Source organism: Methanolobus halotolerans (assembly GCF_004745425.1).
Lineage (GTDB): Archaea > Halobacteriota > Methanosarcinia > Methanosarcinales > Methanosarcinaceae > Methanolobus > Methanolobus halotolerans.
Genome location: NZ_PGGK01000011.1, coordinates 20,865 through 35,510 on the forward strand (window position 1 = coordinate 20,865; position 14,646 = coordinate 35,510).

Below are 14,646 nucleotides of genomic sequence, written 5' to 3' on the forward strand. Positions count from 1 at the left end.
TCTAGCCTAGTTAAATCCTATTAACTGCTTGGTGCTGTAATATATTCATAAATTGAATCTTCAACAGGATGATTCATCTTATACCTTACTTTTACAACTGAAACATTTTTGTTGTTGTCATCTACTAAAGTGGTTTCTTCGAAGCTATCATCAATAGGTGTTACATCTCCCATCTAATAGAAATCATTACTTTCTCCATTGCTTTTTTTGATGAATAAAGGCAAACGAAGTCCATTTCTGTAATTTCTAATGGTAGATACATCATTACTCTTCAATGTTCTTCTAGATTTAGACATCCATTCAAATTCTGAATTGTTGATAAAACCTTCTTCATATTTTGTAGTACTCGAAATATTTTCTTCTTTGTGATAGTTTACGAATATTGGACAATTTGTCTTTTTGGGATGAATAAGATAACCTCCAACATTCTGCGCTAAAGGATTCTGATCCCAATTTAGAATTCTAAAAACATCTTTTCGAGAATATTTTTGATACAATAGGAACCCATCGACATACTTATCTCTGTCAAAATTTCTATCATAAATTGTTTCGGAATAATCCAGCATATCATTTAGAAAACGGAAGAATATTTCAGTTTTTAGAGTATCAATAAATTGCTCACTAAATGATAGAATTCTATTTGCATAAGTAATGATTTTTAAATCGTATATTTTACTTACACTCACTAGTTCCTTGTTATGATTTTCAGTTACAAAATCAAAATTGATGTTTTTGACACATGATTCAATTGTTTCATCAGGAACCGAAATTCCATATTTATCGAAAATAATTGCTTTAAAATCTTCCTTTAACAGATTATTTCCAGCAATTAGCTCTTTGAGAATAATGACTTCTTCAACTCTTTTTGTGTTTGCAATTTCATTGGAGAACAACTCAAGGAGTTTTGTTTCCTTTTCTAATAGTTTGTTTTGTAAGGATTCTTCTTGATTTAATACGAAATTGAAATAGGATTTTGAATAGTTCACATACAATTGTGGATCTCTTGAACCATGCTCTACAAAGTCCATCATCATAGGAATTTCACCAATCTTGAATTTTAAAAGTTCATAATCTTTAACAAGATCCTTTTTAAGATGTAAATATATAATCTAATTTTTCAGATGGATCTGAACTTTCCAATCTATTAATCGCATCAATTCTCTCTTTTTCAGTATTATTTCCAGATAATGAAACAGTTCTGTAACCTATTGAATTAAATGCATCAGAAAGTTCCTGACTTTCAGCTACACTACTACAAAATATTAATCCTCTAGTGCAACCATTATCACAGCCATAAAATTCAGCTTTTTCAATAATTCTAGTTACACGTTCTTTTGCAGTTAATAATGAGAATGCTGTATTTTCATCTAAAACTTTGCCATCTACAGTGATATCAGTTACACCAAAATAGTGAAAATTCGACAACATCTTTTCTTCTAAAGCTCTATGCAAGCGAATTTCGTAAGCAATGTTGTGTTCAAATTGAGAAAAGATATCAAATCCATCTGTCCTTTCAGGTGTAGCAGTCATGCCTAAAAGGAATTTGGGTTTAAAATGATGGAGTATTTTTTGATAGCTTTCTGCTCCAGCTCGATGAGTCTCATCTATAACAATATAATCGAAATGTTCCTCATCAAATCGACTAAGATGTTCGTATCTAGAGATGGTTTGAATAGTTGAAAATATAAAATCAGCATCAATTTTTCTTTCATTGCCTGAATAAATTCCCATTCTTCGCTCGTTGCCAAAAATATTTTTGAAACTTTTCATAGCATTCTCTGCTATATTTCTTCGATGGACTATGAATAAAAACTTTTTAGGATTGTATGTTTTCACATCAAATGCAGACAAATAGGTTTTCCCTGTACCAGTTGCAGAAATTAATAGCGCTTTTTTTTTATTTTGTGATCTTAAATCTTTCAGACTTGCCAATGCTTCCTTTTGCATTTTATTAGGAGTAATTAAATTTTTGTGGTGTAATTCGATGCTCTTTTTTGAACTTGAAATAAATCTCTTTCAAACTGTAATCAATTTCATAAGACTCAATGAATTCATCATCGACACATAAGGCATTTTCGAATTCATTTTTAAATTCATTAATTGAATCAATTATTAACTTTGAGTTAGAAGTAGCTGAAACTTTCAAATTCCACTCTTTGTTTGAGCATAATGCATTAGCTGTAAGATTGCTGCTCCCGACAATCAAGTTATATCGATTATTTTTTTTGAACAAATATCCCTTCGCATGGAAATCAGAATCAACTGCTATTTTTAACTCAATATTTTTGAGCTTTAGTAAAGATTTCAATGCTTCTGGTTGAGTAAAATATTGATATTGAGATACCAATATTTTCCCTTTTATTCTAGAGTTTTCAAGGTCTTTTAGTGGATTTATTAAAGATATCACGCCACTTTTTGTTGCAAATGCTACCGAAAACCAAAATTCGTCACAATTTTTTAGTTCTCTTGATATAGTTTGTAGTACTTTTTTCCCATTGTTTGTATCATTTACTAATAACTCTGGTAGGTAATCTTTTTTTGAAGATAGAGATTGGTCAATAAAACCGGTTTTCAGACTGTCTAATAAGTGTACAGGAAAATGATCCATTTCAACATTCCCTCATTAATTTTGAAACAATAGGGAGATCTGCTTCAGTCCAATCCAAGTTTGATAATTTTTCTGGATTTACCCACTCGAATGCAATATGTTCTTTCAAGTTAAATTTTGAACTTAAAGTGCTGCAGATGAAACTGTGCATAGTAACACTAAAATCAGGATATTGATGATTTACAGTTAAAAATTTTCTCTCAACTTTTATGTTTAGATCAAGTTCCTCTAATAATTCACGCTTTAATGCTTGTTCTTTAGTTTCATCAGATTCTATTTTCCCACCTGGGAATTCATATCTTAAAGAAATGTAATCGTATTTTCCATGATCTCTTTGAACACATAGAATCTTATTATCATCAATTATTATTGCTGCAACTACTTCATAGTGTTTCATTTGTTTTGTACGTCCTAGAAAACATGATGATTAAAATAATTTGTAAAACATTTTAAAATTGTCGGGTTGATTTGGTTAGTACCAATTAGATACGTCCAAAAAAAAGAATATCGTAACTCTGAAACAGGTGAACACAACTTCCCTTCATCTCTGTAGTCACCCTACTCAACCAAACCCCTTCCGACATCGACTCCACCAGAAACTCCAGCGTATCCCCCCAGTTCACCCCCGCTCGAATACTGCTGCAGGCATCGATAATACCTTGCCCTTGTCCTACAGTATGTTGATCGGCGGATAAACGTGCCAGAGCAGGACGTAATTGGGCGGTATCTCGTGTCTGATAATACCAAATCAAACACCGATATAATGCAATAGTTTCCAGTATTTCAGCGAAGGAATGTGCCGCCTTCGGTGGATGGTTATGTTGTTTCTTTTCCTGGTGGGACAAATCTTAATTACTCATTGGCACATACTAAATATTTAAAAACCTCAAAGTATTGATATCTATGGATTCAGAAACCCCGACCCCGCAAAAAGAACACCTTCTCCCTCTCCTCCGCGAATTCTTCCGCACAGAGGAGCATGTCGAGCTTGCCTACCTTTTCGGGTCGGTGGCGGAAGGGGAAGAAGGTCCTCTGAGCGACATCGACATCGGTGTTTACTGTCCCGCAGGCTCACGAAGGCGCAGAGGGACAGGAAGCGCCTTTAGTTGATAGCAATTCTCACAACCTTTGCTAAAAACGACAGGGTAGACCTGCTGTTACTCAATGATACCCCGCCGGTGCTAAGCTTTGAGATTATCCGGCCAAACGTCCTGATATTTGAAAGGGACAGCAGCCTTAAAGTGAATGTTGAGCAGCGTATCATGTCAACATATCTGGACTGGAAATATTATGAAGATCGTCTGAACCAGAATCTGCTCAAAAGGATTCTGGAAAAGGGGCTTGCATGAATGCGCGATGAGGACAGGATACTTCGCAAACTGAATTTCATGCAGAAATGTGTCAGTTACCCGAAGTCTGTAGATGCAGGCAGCTCCGGGCTGGAGAATAATTACGAACTACGCAGTGCGGTTGAACGTAACTTCCAGCTCGTCATTGAAAGTGCAATAGACATTGGCGAGATGATAATTTCCAGAGAAAGATTCGAAAAGCCTGAGACATACAGAAGTGGATATGGATATTCTGCACATGTTCCTGACCGAAAGGCTAGAGGATTTCGATGAATTCGCACGGCACATCGCTCGGTATTTAAGAAGCGACTCTTGAATTCTGTTTCTCGCCGGGTCTGCAATATTTCCCTATGTTCAACGCAAGAATGCAAAAGCGCAAGGATAACAACAGCTTTGAGCCTTCGAATTCTATAATGTGATCATTCGTGTTCTCCTGAAGATCTCAAGGTTACAGTTGTACCGCTCCCTTAACACCATATGCATAACTCTGCCTCCCACCCTGTGCAATATGCCAAATACACAATCCCGGCCTTCAGGCCGGGCAATCACAAAAAAGGTGTGTCCTAATCTTCAGATCGGATGCACGGTCACGGTTTCGCCTTCCTCGACCGCATTCAGGACGCTGTCTGCAACAGTGGAATCGTTCCTTACCTTGATGTCGCCGTGTCGGCCCACTGTGGCCGAGAACAGGAATTCGTCCCCTGCATATATCTCCACGTCCCTGGCTGCCAGTTCCGGGACATTGAGGACAACATGCCTGTCGGTGCGCTCGATGATCGGGCGCTGGGGTGATGTATCCTTCTCTTCCTCTTCCTGCTTTCTTTTCTTGTTCTTCTGGTCCTTCTCGTCGGACTTGCGCACGTCTATATGGATCCCGAGCCTTTTTTCGATATCGTCTATGGTGCTGCCGCCCTTGCCAATGACGCGGGGCATGTCCTTGTCACGCACTTTCACCAGTGCGCGGCTGTCAGAGACCATCTCCACGTTCACAGGGCCGCTGGCATAATCCTCCAGCACGGCCTTCACCTCATTTTCAGCAAGCTTCCAGGAAGGTCTCCTCTCTTCCTCTTCACCCAGAGGCATGACCACGATCTGTTCTCCGTATGTGTATATCTCGAACTCGCTCTTGCCGGTCTCGAAGTCTGATATCAGGATGACAGGTCTTGCAAGGTCCTCCTCTATCATTCCTGCAGGCACCTTCACCGTGAACTTCAGGATCTGCACCTTAGCTACCTCTCCCTTGTCGATGAAAATGACAGTATCGACGACCTGGGGTATCACACCGAGCTCCACCCTGCCGATAAGCCTCTGGATTGCATCCACGGCACGATTGGCGTGCACGACACCGATCATGCCCACGCCTGCAAGTCTCATGTCCGCAAATATCTCGAAGTCCTTTGTCTTGCGTACCTCATCGTAGATGGTATAGTCCGGGCGCACCAGTAACAGCACGTCTGCAGTGTTCTCCAGGCTGCCGTCCAGGGGTGCATACTGGGTGATCTCATTTGGAACCTGCAGGTCCCTGGGAGATTCCATCGTCTTCACCACAAATCCCTGATTGTTCAGGAAAGTTGCCACACCGGCAGCAAAGGTAGATTTACCAGCTCCGGGGGGGCCGGAAATGAGTATTCCCCTCTGAGCGCGTATCCTGTCTTTTAGCATATCACTAAGGCGGTACTGTTCAAGGGATACGGATGCCACCGGGCGGACTGCAGTAATCTCGAAATCGTCCGAAAAGGGAGGATTGGCAATAGCTACCCTCATACTGCCTATCTGGAGCACTGATGCACCACTATAGGAAAGTTCGAAGAATGAATTATGATCGGAACGTGCCCTGTCCAGCAGTTCCCTGGACATCTCCTTAAGTTCTGAATAGGTACTTGGCTCATCGTTTATCCTCACATACCTTACATCTACGATGGATCCTTTCTTTGCCATGGGCGGGACCCTGTTCTTAAGGTGTACCGACATCGTATCGGGTGTGAAGTAATTCTCTATGCGCAGGGGACCTAACTCCTTTGGCTCGGGTTTTACAAACTCAACATCTATTCCCATAGCCCTCGCGACCATGGACTGGATCCTGTCACCGGTCACGAACTTGGCCCCGAGCTCTATCGCCGTTTCACGTATCAGGGAATCTATCTCTCCTCCCCTGGCAAGTTTAACCTGGTCCAGGTTTGGCCTTTCCCCGTGGAAGAATAGCTTTATCTGGCCTTTATTGGCAAGGTCCTGTAATCTCTGTAACTCTTCAAGCCCCTCAAATCCGATCTCAAGTCCGCGGTTAGCCTGGGCTTCAAGCTCAGCAACCACCGCTTCGGGAACAACGATACTGGATTTCCCGAAATGCCCCCTTTTAACACCTTCAGAAATAATACCGTCGATAACCGAACTCGTATCAGGGACGACTTTCTGTCCGTCCTTACTACCTTCTATCATAATACAGCTTTATGAAATGGATTGTATAATTCAGTTGCGACCCTCGAAATTCTGTTGAAGAAAAAACCTTTGGATAAAATATTCTCCACAGAACCGATCCTCCATGTAATATCAGTACACGTCTTCCGGATCAAAGATCTTCTTCCCGACCACATCTCCTTCGATGTTGCGGTAGAAACATGATCTGTAACCTGTGTGGCAGGCACCGCCTTCCTGTTCGACCATAAGCAGCACAGCATCCATATCACAGTCGATGAAAATAGCCTTCACTTTCTGCATGTGACCTGAACTTTCTCCCTTCTTCCAAAGTTTGCCGCGGCTCCGGCTCCAGTAGTGTACGATCCCTGTCTCAATGGTCTTCTCAAGAGCTTCCTTGCTCATGAAAGCACACATGAGCACTTCCCTTGTGTCATTGTCCTGTGCAATCGCCTGTATCAGGCCGTTATCGTACTTCAGGTCATCTGTATTAATCATGGTGATCACTGGTATTTTTTTAAGTTCCTGCAAATTTATAGCAATCACTAATTGATATATAGTATAAAAGCCTATTATCTATCAATATAAATATAATTACTACATAATTACAGATATTCGGTTTACGATTGCATTTGACAGCGGGTGAAAACATGGACTATAGTTTTGATGGCACCGGTGGATATCGTATTCCCACCGGTATAAGTGGATTGGATGTACAATTGGGCGGCGGTGTCCCGCCAGGCACGACAATACTGGCTCTGGCAGAACCCGGAGCTAATTCGGAGATATTTGCCAAGCAGTTCATTTACGGAGGTCTCCTGAACAATGAGGATGTTTACTATTTCTCATCGGAACATCCTGTCTCGGAGATCATCCAGGAAATGGAAGAACACAGATGGGAAGTGAGAAAGCATCTCGAGAGTGGTAGGTTTGAGTTTATCGATGCCTATGGTCCACGGTTCTATAATGTGCTTCCCAGAGAGTTCACCAGCAATCTCTCGGCGAAGGATTTCCTGAAAAAGGGGACGGATTCAATGAATATGCTCAAATCCACGGTGATCCTGAAAAGAGAGAACAAGTACCGTGGTGTGATTGATTCCATCTCCTACTTCCTGCGTTCCTATAATCTCAATACAGTGGTAGAAGCCATCGAGATCGTCTCTTCCGTTGGCAAGGCTACAGGCGCCATCCAGCTGATCCTGATGACAAGCGGTATGCACGACCAGATAACAGAGAATAACATGAAGCACATCTGTGACGGCGTCATTGAGTTCAGGCTCAAGGAAAGAGGGAGTGAGATAGAGCGTACTATCATGATACGGAAGATGCGTGGAATGATAGTTCCCAATAGGACGATCTCCTACATTGTCACTACCAAGGGTATCGAACTCGAGACGACCACAAGGGTACTCTGATCAGGGGGAACCGTCAGTTTCTCTTTTTTTTATGACAGATAGGTTTATTGCTTATCTTTTTATTTTATAAAGGCTATTTTATTTCTGCAGAACAAGGAACACTGATTTTCATGAAACAAGATTTAGTGCGCATCCTGAGGGATATATTTTCCTCAGCTGGTTACAACGTTGCGGATTCTCATAAGCATGATTTTATCGCTGAGAAGAATAATAACAGGACCTATATCAGGCTCTCCTCTCATCCGGATATTGCGGAGATAAAGAATTTTGTCAACCAGATGGCCGATGGTGAAGGATTGTATGTGGTAACGGACAGGGTAGGAAGCGACATTCTTCAATATGCTCAAGCCGCGGGCCTTAAGGTATGGAATCGCGATGATATGTCCCTGCAGATCGGCAGAGCAGTAGTAGCTGATATCGAAGGTAGTGCAAGTGAGCTTGATCTGCTAAACATGTCCTTAAGAAAAAACTCTGATCCTGCAGCATCTGATGCAAGACCTGCTGAAACTTCCAACGCTGATGAAATTGCAAAAATGGCAGTAGATGCTATTTTCGGGAATGGCGGTGCCTATAGGGAGGAAACACCTTCAGAGGAAGGCTCTTTGCTCTCCCGCTACTCAGAACGCTCCCCTGAGCCTGTCACTATAAGTGCTCCCGTCCGGCAGCAAAGGGATATTCCCGATACCCCTCCGCAGGCTGACGGCATATTATTGAACCTTCGCTCGGCTCCGGTGAACATGACAAGGGAACATGCTGTTTCTGCTGCAAGGTCTTATGTCTATGATTTTAAGGATATACTGCTCAAACTCGTACCTTTCTGGAAATATGACTATCACCTGAGCACTGAACAGAGGTACAGGTCCAAGATAGTGGATATATCAGGAGAGGGTTCTGGTTGTATAAATGCTCTTAACGGTAACAATGAACAGCTTATGCTGCACGAAATACGTGAAACCGTTTCCATTCCTGATGTGCGCTATGAGGTAAAGCACCCGTTGACAACGGAGGAGGAGGCAAGAAAGGATTTGCTTGATAGTATTATCGATGAGCATACTAAGGATCTGCGCTTTGATAATACTCAGGGTGAAGCAATTATATCCGAGCACAAGAGATTTAAGCCTGTGCCCGATGATATCGAGCTTAATGTAAAGCTGGTCTATGTACCTGTATGGGAAATCAAGGGACAACGTAACTCCGTTGAGATAAATGCGTATAATTCGGAAGTACTGCGCAATCCCGTGGATGATGATGCAGAGTTCGTATAAGGTCTGATAAAGGCTCTCTTAATTTGTTCGTACATATGCGAATATTTTATATATGAAAAACCCATATATGGGATTACCAGCTAAATCACCTTGTGGTAAGTAAAATAAAGAGGTATCAACATGGTAGATGTAAGTGATAAAGCAGCAGCAGAATTGAAAACATTGCTTGATGAGCAGGAGAAACAGGATTATTCACTCAGGGTATTCATAGCAGGCATGAGCTGCTGTGGTGTCCAGTATGGAATGTCACTGGAGAACGAGATTAGCGAAGAAGATGTCACAGAAGAGATAAATGGTCTCAAGATCGTCATGAACAAGGATGATGTGGAAGGCCTTTCCAGCGCAACCATCGATTATGTAGATGGACCACAGGGCAAGGGTTTCGTTATTGATAACTCTTCTTCTGCAAACGCATGTGGATCATGTGGCGGCGGTTGCTCTTAAGCGCTTCCGGACAAGAGCATAAGAATACTTAAATAATAAAATTCAATTATTGTTACAAGGTGATTACATGTTTCCGGGAATTGGCGGCAGGGGCATGAACCCTGCAAAAGTAAAACAGATGATGAAACAGATGGGTATAGACATCAAAGAGATCAATGATGTGGAACAGGTCATCATAAGAACCCCTGAAAAAGATATCGTGTTCAATGATGCGAATGTTTCTATTATGAATGCACAGGGTGTGGATACCTATCAGATAGTCGGTACCCCGGAAGAAGCTGCCAGGGAATTTGAAGCCCCTGATGACGATGTCAGGCTGGTTGCAGAACAGACCGGTGTTTCAGAAGAAGAGGCAAAAGAAGCACTGAAGAATGCCAACGGCGACCTTGCGGAAGCCATTCTGGCACTTTCGGCCTGATATTCTTTTCAATCTCCTTATACTTTCTTTTTTTACAGATCATAGTGTCAGCGAGCTGGCGCTGCCTTGTCTTTATTCAGATCCTGATACAATGCTGTCCCGGATGATCCTGAATTCCGGTTAAATGTATTGATGAGTATTCAGACCAAAATACGCATATACTATTATCATGATTATACATTATAATAAACAGATTGAACATCCTGTATATGTGGCATACTTTCTTTAGGTCTTCCCTGATCCGTACAGTCTCATTCCGGATGCTGGGTCCTGCCTGTACAGTGTCTTATAAAACGCTCTGTTTGCCGGGAACTGTATCCGCTCGCGGAAAAAGTGCCACTATTAGATGTCACTATTGATAGTATATGAATGGAGTAAACATGTCTGAGAACTTTGATGTCAAGCTGGATGGAAAGAGTTACCTTCCGGACCCTTCGGTAAAAGAAGATGCATGGATAAAAGATTACGATAAGGTCTATGCGGAATCTGTAAAGGATCCGGAGGCGCACTGGGGGAAAGTTGCAGAGGAACTTGATTGGTTCAAAAAATGGGACCGGGTCCGGGAATGGGATCACCCTTATGCAAAATGGTTCACCAACGCCAAACTGAATATCAGTTGTAACTGTCTGGACCGCCATATATTCGATGGGAGAAAGAACAAGGTGGCTCTGATATGGGTTGGTAATGATGGTAAGGAAGAGGTTATCACGTATCGTCAGCTTTACCGCGAGGTAATGAGGTTCGCGAACGGCCTGAAGTCACTCGGGGTAGTTAAAGGTGACAGGGTATGCATCTATATGCCGCTTGTTCCCGAACAGATAATTGCCATGCTTGCATGTGCCCGCATAGGGGCTGTCCACAGTGTCATCTTCGGGGGTTTTGGTGCCAATGCATTGCGCTCCCGCATAAAGGACGCACAGGCAAAGATAGTCATCACTGCAGATGCAAGTCTTCGACGTGGCAAACGTCTCGACCTCAAGTCCATTGTGGATGAAGCCGTGGTCAATACCTCAAGTGTTGAAAAAATAGTGGTTCTCAGGAGGATGACCCCCGCGATGGAGCTATTCTCCGAGATAGAGGTCGATTTCTATGAGATAATGGAGGGTGTAGAGAAGGAGTGCGAACCAGAAGTGATGGATGCCGAGGACCCGCTATTCATTCTCTACACAAGTGGCACCACCGGTCCGGCGAAGGGTATTGTCCATGCATGTGGTGGCTACATGGTGGGCACCTACTATACCACGAAGACGATGTTCGACCTCAAAGAGGGTGATGTCATGTGGTGTACTGCAGACCCCGGGTGGATAACAGGCCACAGCTATATAGTCTACGGTCCACTTGCAGTGGGCGCTACCATCCTGATCTCCGAGACCACTCCGGACTATCCTGACCCGGGTGTCTGGTGGGATATGATTGAGGATTTCGATGTGACGGTATTCTACACCGCACCGACAGCTATTCGAATGTTTATGAAGCTGGGTGAGGAATGGCCGGAGAAGTACAACCTGAGCTCCCTGCGGATACTGGGCTCTGTGGGTGAACCCCTCAATCCCGAGGCCTTCGAATGGTACTACCGTGTTATAGGAAAAGGGAAATGTCCGGTCCTTGATACCTGGTGGCAGACTGAAACGGGCATGCATATGATTACAACAGTTGCGGGTGAACCCATGAAACCCGGGTTTGCAGGCAGGCCCGTGCCCGGTATCGTTGCAGATGTGGTTGATGAGGGGGGAAAACCTGTGCCGCCCGGGACCGGTGGTTTCCTGGTCATAAAGGAACCCTGGCCTTCCATGATGAGGACGGTTTACAATAAAGATGAGAGGTATCGCCAGTACTGGACCACCATTGATAATTATTATGCAGCAGGTGACCTTGCAGTAAAGGATGAGGATGGTTACATCATGATACTCGGACGCTCGGATGATGTGCTGATCGTATCCGGCCACAACATCGGCAGCGCGGAAGTGGAAAGTGCCCTGGTGTCCCATGAAGCGGTTGCTGAGGCTGCGGTCATAGGAAAACCCGATCCCCTGAAGGGTGATTCCATCAAGGCCTTTGTCATCCTCCGCATGGGTCACAAGCCAGGCGACAAGTTGAAACTGGACCTTGTGTACCATGTAAGAATGAATCTTGGTCCCATTGCGATACCTTCTGAAATAGAGTTCGTGGAATCTCTTCCGAAGACCCGCAGCGGGAAGATCATGAGGCGATTACTCAAAGCACAAGAGCTTGGTATGGACCCGGGAGATGTTTCCACTCTGGAGGACTGATCTCCTTCCTTTCTTCCTTCAAAAACTATAATAACAGTTATGAAGCATGTACTATAACTACTACTTGTAGCAGGTGAGAATTATGATCGACTTTTTTGAGTTTTACCTTTCCGAAGACTGTCCCTATGGAGATGAGACTACAGAACTTCTTGGTATCCGGGGCAATGGCAGATTGCGAATAGTGTCCAGAGAACACGGTGTGGCGGCATGTATGGATGATCTGGCTGCTTTCTACACGGATAAAGGTCTGGAAGTGGTCACTTTCCTTGATAATGGTGCAGAGTTCAACCCCAACGATGTCATATTTGGAGCGCAGGGCGACCTGCCCATGCTCTTCAAATTGTGGAGGGTGTCCCAGACCTTCCTGTCCCTGGTTTGCGCCATCGCTTCCAATACCCGTATCGCCGTGGAACTTGCACATAAGGTCAATCCGGATGTGCTGATTGCAACAAGCAGGAAGACCCACCCCGGATTTCGCAGGTATGAGCTCAAGGCCGTCAAAACAGGTGGAGGGCAGCACCACCGTAATTCACTGAGTGATTCTATCCTTGTCACACAGAACCACTTCAATGTTGCAGGGGATCCCGGCAATCTAAGGGCAATGAAAAAAGTAGAGTTAGAGCCAAGGACCCGGGAGGAGGCTTTCAAATATGCACCTCTTGCAGATGTGCTCTTACTGGATCATTACAATCCCGGTGAGCTGGAAACCCTTGTACCCGAGCTTCGGTCCCTGAACCCTCAGCTTGAGATCGGGGTGGGTGGGATCGATCTGAGGATGGTCTCCGAATATGCAGGACACGTTGACTTTATAGTAACCAGTTCCCTTTATTATTCAAAACCTCTGGATCTTACGACAAAGATCAGGAAACTTTAGGCCTTTAATTGACCTGTAAGTGCAAAGTTATTTATTCTATAAACACAAAGGTTGTGTGCAAGAAGCGCATTACCGTTGTAAACAGCCTGCTTCCTCGGGGGAGGATGGCGGATACATGTTTCCTGCTCAACGGGCGTCGAAAAGATAATTAAGTCAATAGGTCATTTTCTATTTTAAAATGAAAAGGTGTGAATATGAGTAAACCGGAATTATTGGATTTCAGTGCAACCTGGTGCGGACCCTGTAAAATGCAGAAACCTTTCCTTGATAAAGTGAAGGATGAATTAGGGGACCAGGTAGATGTAAAGGTTGTCGATGTCGATCAGAATCAGGAAATGGCTGCAAAATATGGCATCCAGGCTGTTCCTACTCTGATCATTGTGAAGGATGGGGAACCTGTCAAGCGCTTCACGGGTGTAACTAACGCAGGCATTCTTATTGAAGAGCTCAAGAGAGTACTCTGAGCATTTTCATCTTTTTTTCTTCCGTATTTTTCTTTTTAACTTATTCTCCTGAAATACATGTAAATACTTTGAGATTAATCCCTGTCCGAGGGATAAGGATATTACAGGATATGGTCGACCTTGGAATTATGGTTTTCAGGCAAAAGAACGTTAATGGTTCCTTCAAGCCTCACCTTTCCGTCAAGTTCCGCTCAGACGAAGGTGAACTTCTCACATTCTCTATAGATACTACAAGGACTCCTGCGAAATATCCACAACCTGATGCCTATCTTATCACCCATGCACATTCCGACCATAACGGCAAGTCTGCAATGCTGTCCGATCGCGCCATCTGTTCCGATAAGACTGCCCGTGCCCTTGAGATAAGGCACGACAAGACATACAAGGGCAGGACTATGGAACTCGGTGCTTCAACAGAGGTGAACGGAGTTAAGGTGAGTACCTATCCAAATTTCCATACCGCGGGTTCTACTGCCTTCTACTGGGAAAATGACGTAGGTACCCGCATACTTGTTACAGGTGATGTGAAGGATGCCTCACAGCTCCCGGATTGTGATGTGCTCATCACCGAGGCAAATTATGGGGACCCCGGGGATACTACATGTTATTTTGATGATGATATTCAGGGTTTCACGAATGCACTGCAGGATAACGCCTGTGTTGCCTTTGGCGCCTATGCCTTCGGCAAGGCTCAGAGGGCCGTGGAACTGATGCGCAGTTGTGGCTATAACGGAGCCGTGGAGATGGAAGAGAAATCCCTGCAATTGACGCGTTGCCTGCTCGACGATGCAGGTGACCTTGCAGGTATTGGTGAATCATGCGGCGATCCTGTCTGCGTCGTACCTCCATGGGATCTTGATAAACTGCCCTCCGGAATGACAAAGTATGTTATGACCGGAAGATCCGACTATCGATATCCTGCCATTCAGATAAGCGACCATCTGGATGCAAGGGGCCTGACAGATATGGTCCGGGAGCTTGACCCTGAACTCACGGTGGTATATCATCCGGGCGGCCACAGACCCGGGAGGTTTGCCAGTCACCTGAATTCCGGGGGATTCAATGCTATCGCTATTGACAGGATAAGCAATGTGCTGAGCAATGAGTTTATCTAGTAGTGCTCTGTA

Annotated in this window: 16 protein-coding genes and 1 pseudogene; 11 read left to right on the forward strand and 6 right to left on the reverse strand. The window is 43.8% G+C overall.

Annotation, left to right across the window (positions count from 1 at the left end):
• Nucleotides 1-20 precede the first annotated feature (20 nt).
• The 4 genes and pseudogenes from CUN85_RS13170 to CUN85_RS09920 all read right to left on the reverse strand — a co-directional run bounded on the left by CUN85_RS13170 (nucleotide 21) and on the right by CUN85_RS09920 (nucleotide 3,005).
• Nucleotides 21-1,034 (reverse strand): annotated as a pseudogene (locus CUN85_RS13170) (DUF3427 domain-containing protein).
• 55 nt (nucleotides 1,035-1,089) lie between these two features.
• Nucleotides 1,090-1,947 carry a DEAD/DEAH box helicase gene (locus CUN85_RS13175; protein ID WP_205804419.1) on the reverse strand — a complete coding sequence of 286 codons (858 nt, stop codon included), beginning with the start codon at nucleotides 1,945-1,947 and terminating at the stop codon, nucleotides 1,090-1,092.
• A 4-nt stretch (nucleotides 1,948-1,951) separates the two neighbouring features.
• A complete protein-coding gene (locus CUN85_RS13180; protein ID WP_205804421.1) occupies nucleotides 1,952-2,608 on the reverse strand; it encodes a phospholipase D-like domain-containing protein in 657 nt (218 codons plus the stop codon).
• A 1-nt stretch (nucleotide 2,609) separates the two neighbouring features.
• Nucleotides 2,610-3,005 carry a (deoxy)nucleoside triphosphate pyrophosphohydrolase gene (locus CUN85_RS09920; protein ID WP_135390171.1) on the reverse strand — a complete coding sequence of 132 codons (396 nt, stop codon included), beginning with the start codon at nucleotides 3,003-3,005 and terminating at the stop codon, nucleotides 2,610-2,612.
• A 506-nt stretch (nucleotides 3,006-3,511) separates the two neighbouring features.
• Between CUN85_RS09920 and CUN85_RS13390 the strand changes: the two genes are divergently transcribed.
• Genes CUN85_RS13390 through CUN85_RS09930 form a run of 3 tightly spaced genes read left to right on the forward strand, consistent with a single transcriptional unit; the run spans nucleotide 3,512 to nucleotide 4,230 of the window.
• Nucleotides 3,512-3,718: a nucleotidyltransferase domain-containing protein gene (locus tag CUN85_RS13390; protein ID WP_235856280.1), complete on the forward strand. Its 207-nt coding sequence runs from the start codon at nucleotides 3,512-3,514 to the stop codon at nucleotides 3,716-3,718.
• On the forward strand, nucleotides 3,715-3,957 hold the full coding sequence (locus CUN85_RS13395) for a nucleotidyltransferase domain-containing protein (RefSeq protein WP_235856281.1): 243 nt from the start codon (nucleotides 3,715-3,717) through the stop codon (nucleotides 3,955-3,957). Before CUN85_RS13390 ends, CUN85_RS13395 begins: the two co-directional genes overlap by 4 nt.
• Complete coding sequence (locus CUN85_RS09930; protein ID WP_235856282.1) at nucleotides 3,958-4,230, forward strand: DUF86 domain-containing protein; 273 nt, start codon at nucleotides 3,958-3,960, stop codon at nucleotides 4,228-4,230.
• Nucleotides 4,231-4,527: 297 nt separating this feature from the next.
• Here CUN85_RS09930 and CUN85_RS09935 read toward each other — a convergent pair whose 3' ends face one another.
• Nucleotides 4,528-6,393 (reverse strand): PINc/VapC family ATPase, encoded by a 1,866-nt coding sequence (locus CUN85_RS09935; protein WP_135390172.1) that lies wholly within the window; start codon nucleotides 6,391-6,393, stop codon nucleotides 4,528-4,530.
• Nucleotides 6,394-6,504: 111 nt separating this feature from the next.
• The gene (gene hisI / locus CUN85_RS09940) at nucleotides 6,505-6,867 is read right to left on the reverse strand and encodes a phosphoribosyl-AMP cyclohydrolase (RefSeq protein WP_135390173.1); all 363 of its coding nucleotides are present in this window, start codon (nucleotides 6,865-6,867) and stop codon (nucleotides 6,505-6,507) included.
• Between the two features lie 152 nt (nucleotides 6,868-7,019).
• Between hisI and CUN85_RS09945 the strand changes: the two genes are divergently transcribed.
• From CUN85_RS09945 to CUN85_RS09980, 8 genes are all read left to right on the forward strand, one after another.
• Nucleotides 7,020-7,784 carry an RAD55 family ATPase gene (locus CUN85_RS09945; protein WP_135390174.1) on the forward strand — a complete coding sequence of 255 codons (765 nt, stop codon included), beginning with the start codon at nucleotides 7,020-7,022 and terminating at the stop codon, nucleotides 7,782-7,784.
• Between the two features lie 110 nt (nucleotides 7,785-7,894).
• On the forward strand, nucleotides 7,895-9,049 hold the full coding sequence (locus CUN85_RS09950; RefSeq protein WP_135390175.1) for a hypothetical protein: 1,155 nt from the start codon (nucleotides 7,895-7,897) through the stop codon (nucleotides 9,047-9,049).
• Between the two features lie 120 nt (nucleotides 9,050-9,169).
• Nucleotides 9,170-9,493, forward strand: a complete 324-nt coding sequence (locus CUN85_RS09955) for a HesB/IscA family protein (RefSeq protein WP_135390176.1) — start codon at nucleotides 9,170-9,172, stop codon at nucleotides 9,491-9,493.
• Between the two features lie 67 nt (nucleotides 9,494-9,560).
• Complete coding sequence (locus CUN85_RS09960; RefSeq protein ID WP_135390177.1) at nucleotides 9,561-9,911, forward strand: nascent polypeptide-associated complex protein; 351 nt, start codon at nucleotides 9,561-9,563, stop codon at nucleotides 9,909-9,911.
• Between the two features lie 380 nt (nucleotides 9,912-10,291).
• Entirely contained in the window at nucleotides 10,292-12,181 is a 1,890-nt protein-coding gene (gene acs, locus CUN85_RS09965; RefSeq protein WP_135390178.1) for an acetate--CoA ligase, read from the forward strand.
• An 82-nt stretch (nucleotides 12,182-12,263) separates the two neighbouring features.
• Nucleotides 12,264-13,055, forward strand: coding sequence for a nicotinate-nucleotide pyrophosphorylase (locus tag CUN85_RS09970; RefSeq protein WP_135390179.1), 792 nt, complete (start codon nucleotides 12,264-12,266; stop codon nucleotides 13,053-13,055).
• Between the two features lie 194 nt (nucleotides 13,056-13,249).
• Complete coding sequence (locus CUN85_RS09975; protein WP_135390180.1) at nucleotides 13,250-13,519, forward strand: thioredoxin family protein; 270 nt, start codon at nucleotides 13,250-13,252, stop codon at nucleotides 13,517-13,519.
• 110 nt (nucleotides 13,520-13,629) lie between these two features.
• Entirely contained in the window at nucleotides 13,630-14,634 is a 1,005-nt protein-coding gene (locus CUN85_RS09980) for an MBL fold metallo-hydrolase (RefSeq protein ID WP_135390181.1), read from the forward strand.
• Nucleotides 14,635-14,646 lie beyond the last annotated feature (12 nt).

Excerpts from the sequence above, each read along its gene's own strand:
- CUN85_RS09945 (WP_135390174.1), top strand. The coding sequence starts at position 7,020 with ATGGACTATAGTTTTGATGGCACCGGTGGATATCGTATTCCCACCGGT.
- hisI (WP_135390173.1), bottom strand. The coding sequence starts at position 6,867 with ATGATTAATACAGATGACCTGAAGTACGATAACGGCCTGATACAGGCG.
- CUN85_RS09970 (WP_135390179.1), top strand. The coding sequence starts at position 12,264 with ATGATCGACTTTTTTGAGTTTTACCTTTCCGAAGACTGTCCCTATGGA.
- CUN85_RS09950 (WP_135390175.1), top strand. The coding sequence starts at position 7,895 with ATGAAACAAGATTTAGTGCGCATCCTGAGGGATATATTTTCCTCAGCT.
- CUN85_RS13180 (WP_205804421.1), bottom strand. The coding sequence starts at position 2,608 with ATGGATCATTTTCCTGTACACTTATTAGACAGTCTGAAAACCGGTTTT.
- CUN85_RS09935 (WP_135390172.1), bottom strand. The coding sequence starts at position 6,393 with ATGATAGAAGGTAGTAAGGACGGACAGAAAGTCGTCCCTGATACGAGT.
- CUN85_RS09980 (WP_135390181.1), top strand. The coding sequence starts at position 13,630 with ATGGTCGACCTTGGAATTATGGTTTTCAGGCAAAAGAACGTTAATGGT.
- CUN85_RS09955 (WP_135390176.1), top strand. The coding sequence starts at position 9,170 with ATGGTAGATGTAAGTGATAAAGCAGCAGCAGAATTGAAAACATTGCTT.
- CUN85_RS13390 (WP_235856280.1), top strand. The coding sequence starts at position 3,512 with ATGGATTCAGAAACCCCGACCCCGCAAAAAGAACACCTTCTCCCTCTC.
- CUN85_RS09920 (WP_135390171.1), bottom strand. The coding sequence starts at position 3,005 with ATGAAACACTATGAAGTAGTTGCAGCAATAATAATTGATGATAATAAG.
- acs (WP_135390178.1), top strand. The coding sequence starts at position 10,292 with ATGTCTGAGAACTTTGATGTCAAGCTGGATGGAAAGAGTTACCTTCCG.
- CUN85_RS09960 (WP_135390177.1), top strand. The coding sequence starts at position 9,561 with ATGTTTCCGGGAATTGGCGGCAGGGGCATGAACCCTGCAAAAGTAAAA.
- CUN85_RS09975 (WP_135390180.1), top strand. The coding sequence starts at position 13,250 with ATGAGTAAACCGGAATTATTGGATTTCAGTGCAACCTGGTGCGGACCC.
- CUN85_RS13175 (WP_205804419.1), bottom strand. The coding sequence starts at position 1,947 with ATGCAAAAGGAAGCATTGGCAAGTCTGAAAGATTTAAGATCACAAAAT.
- CUN85_RS09930 (WP_235856282.1), top strand. The coding sequence starts at position 3,958 with ATGCGCGATGAGGACAGGATACTTCGCAAACTGAATTTCATGCAGAAA.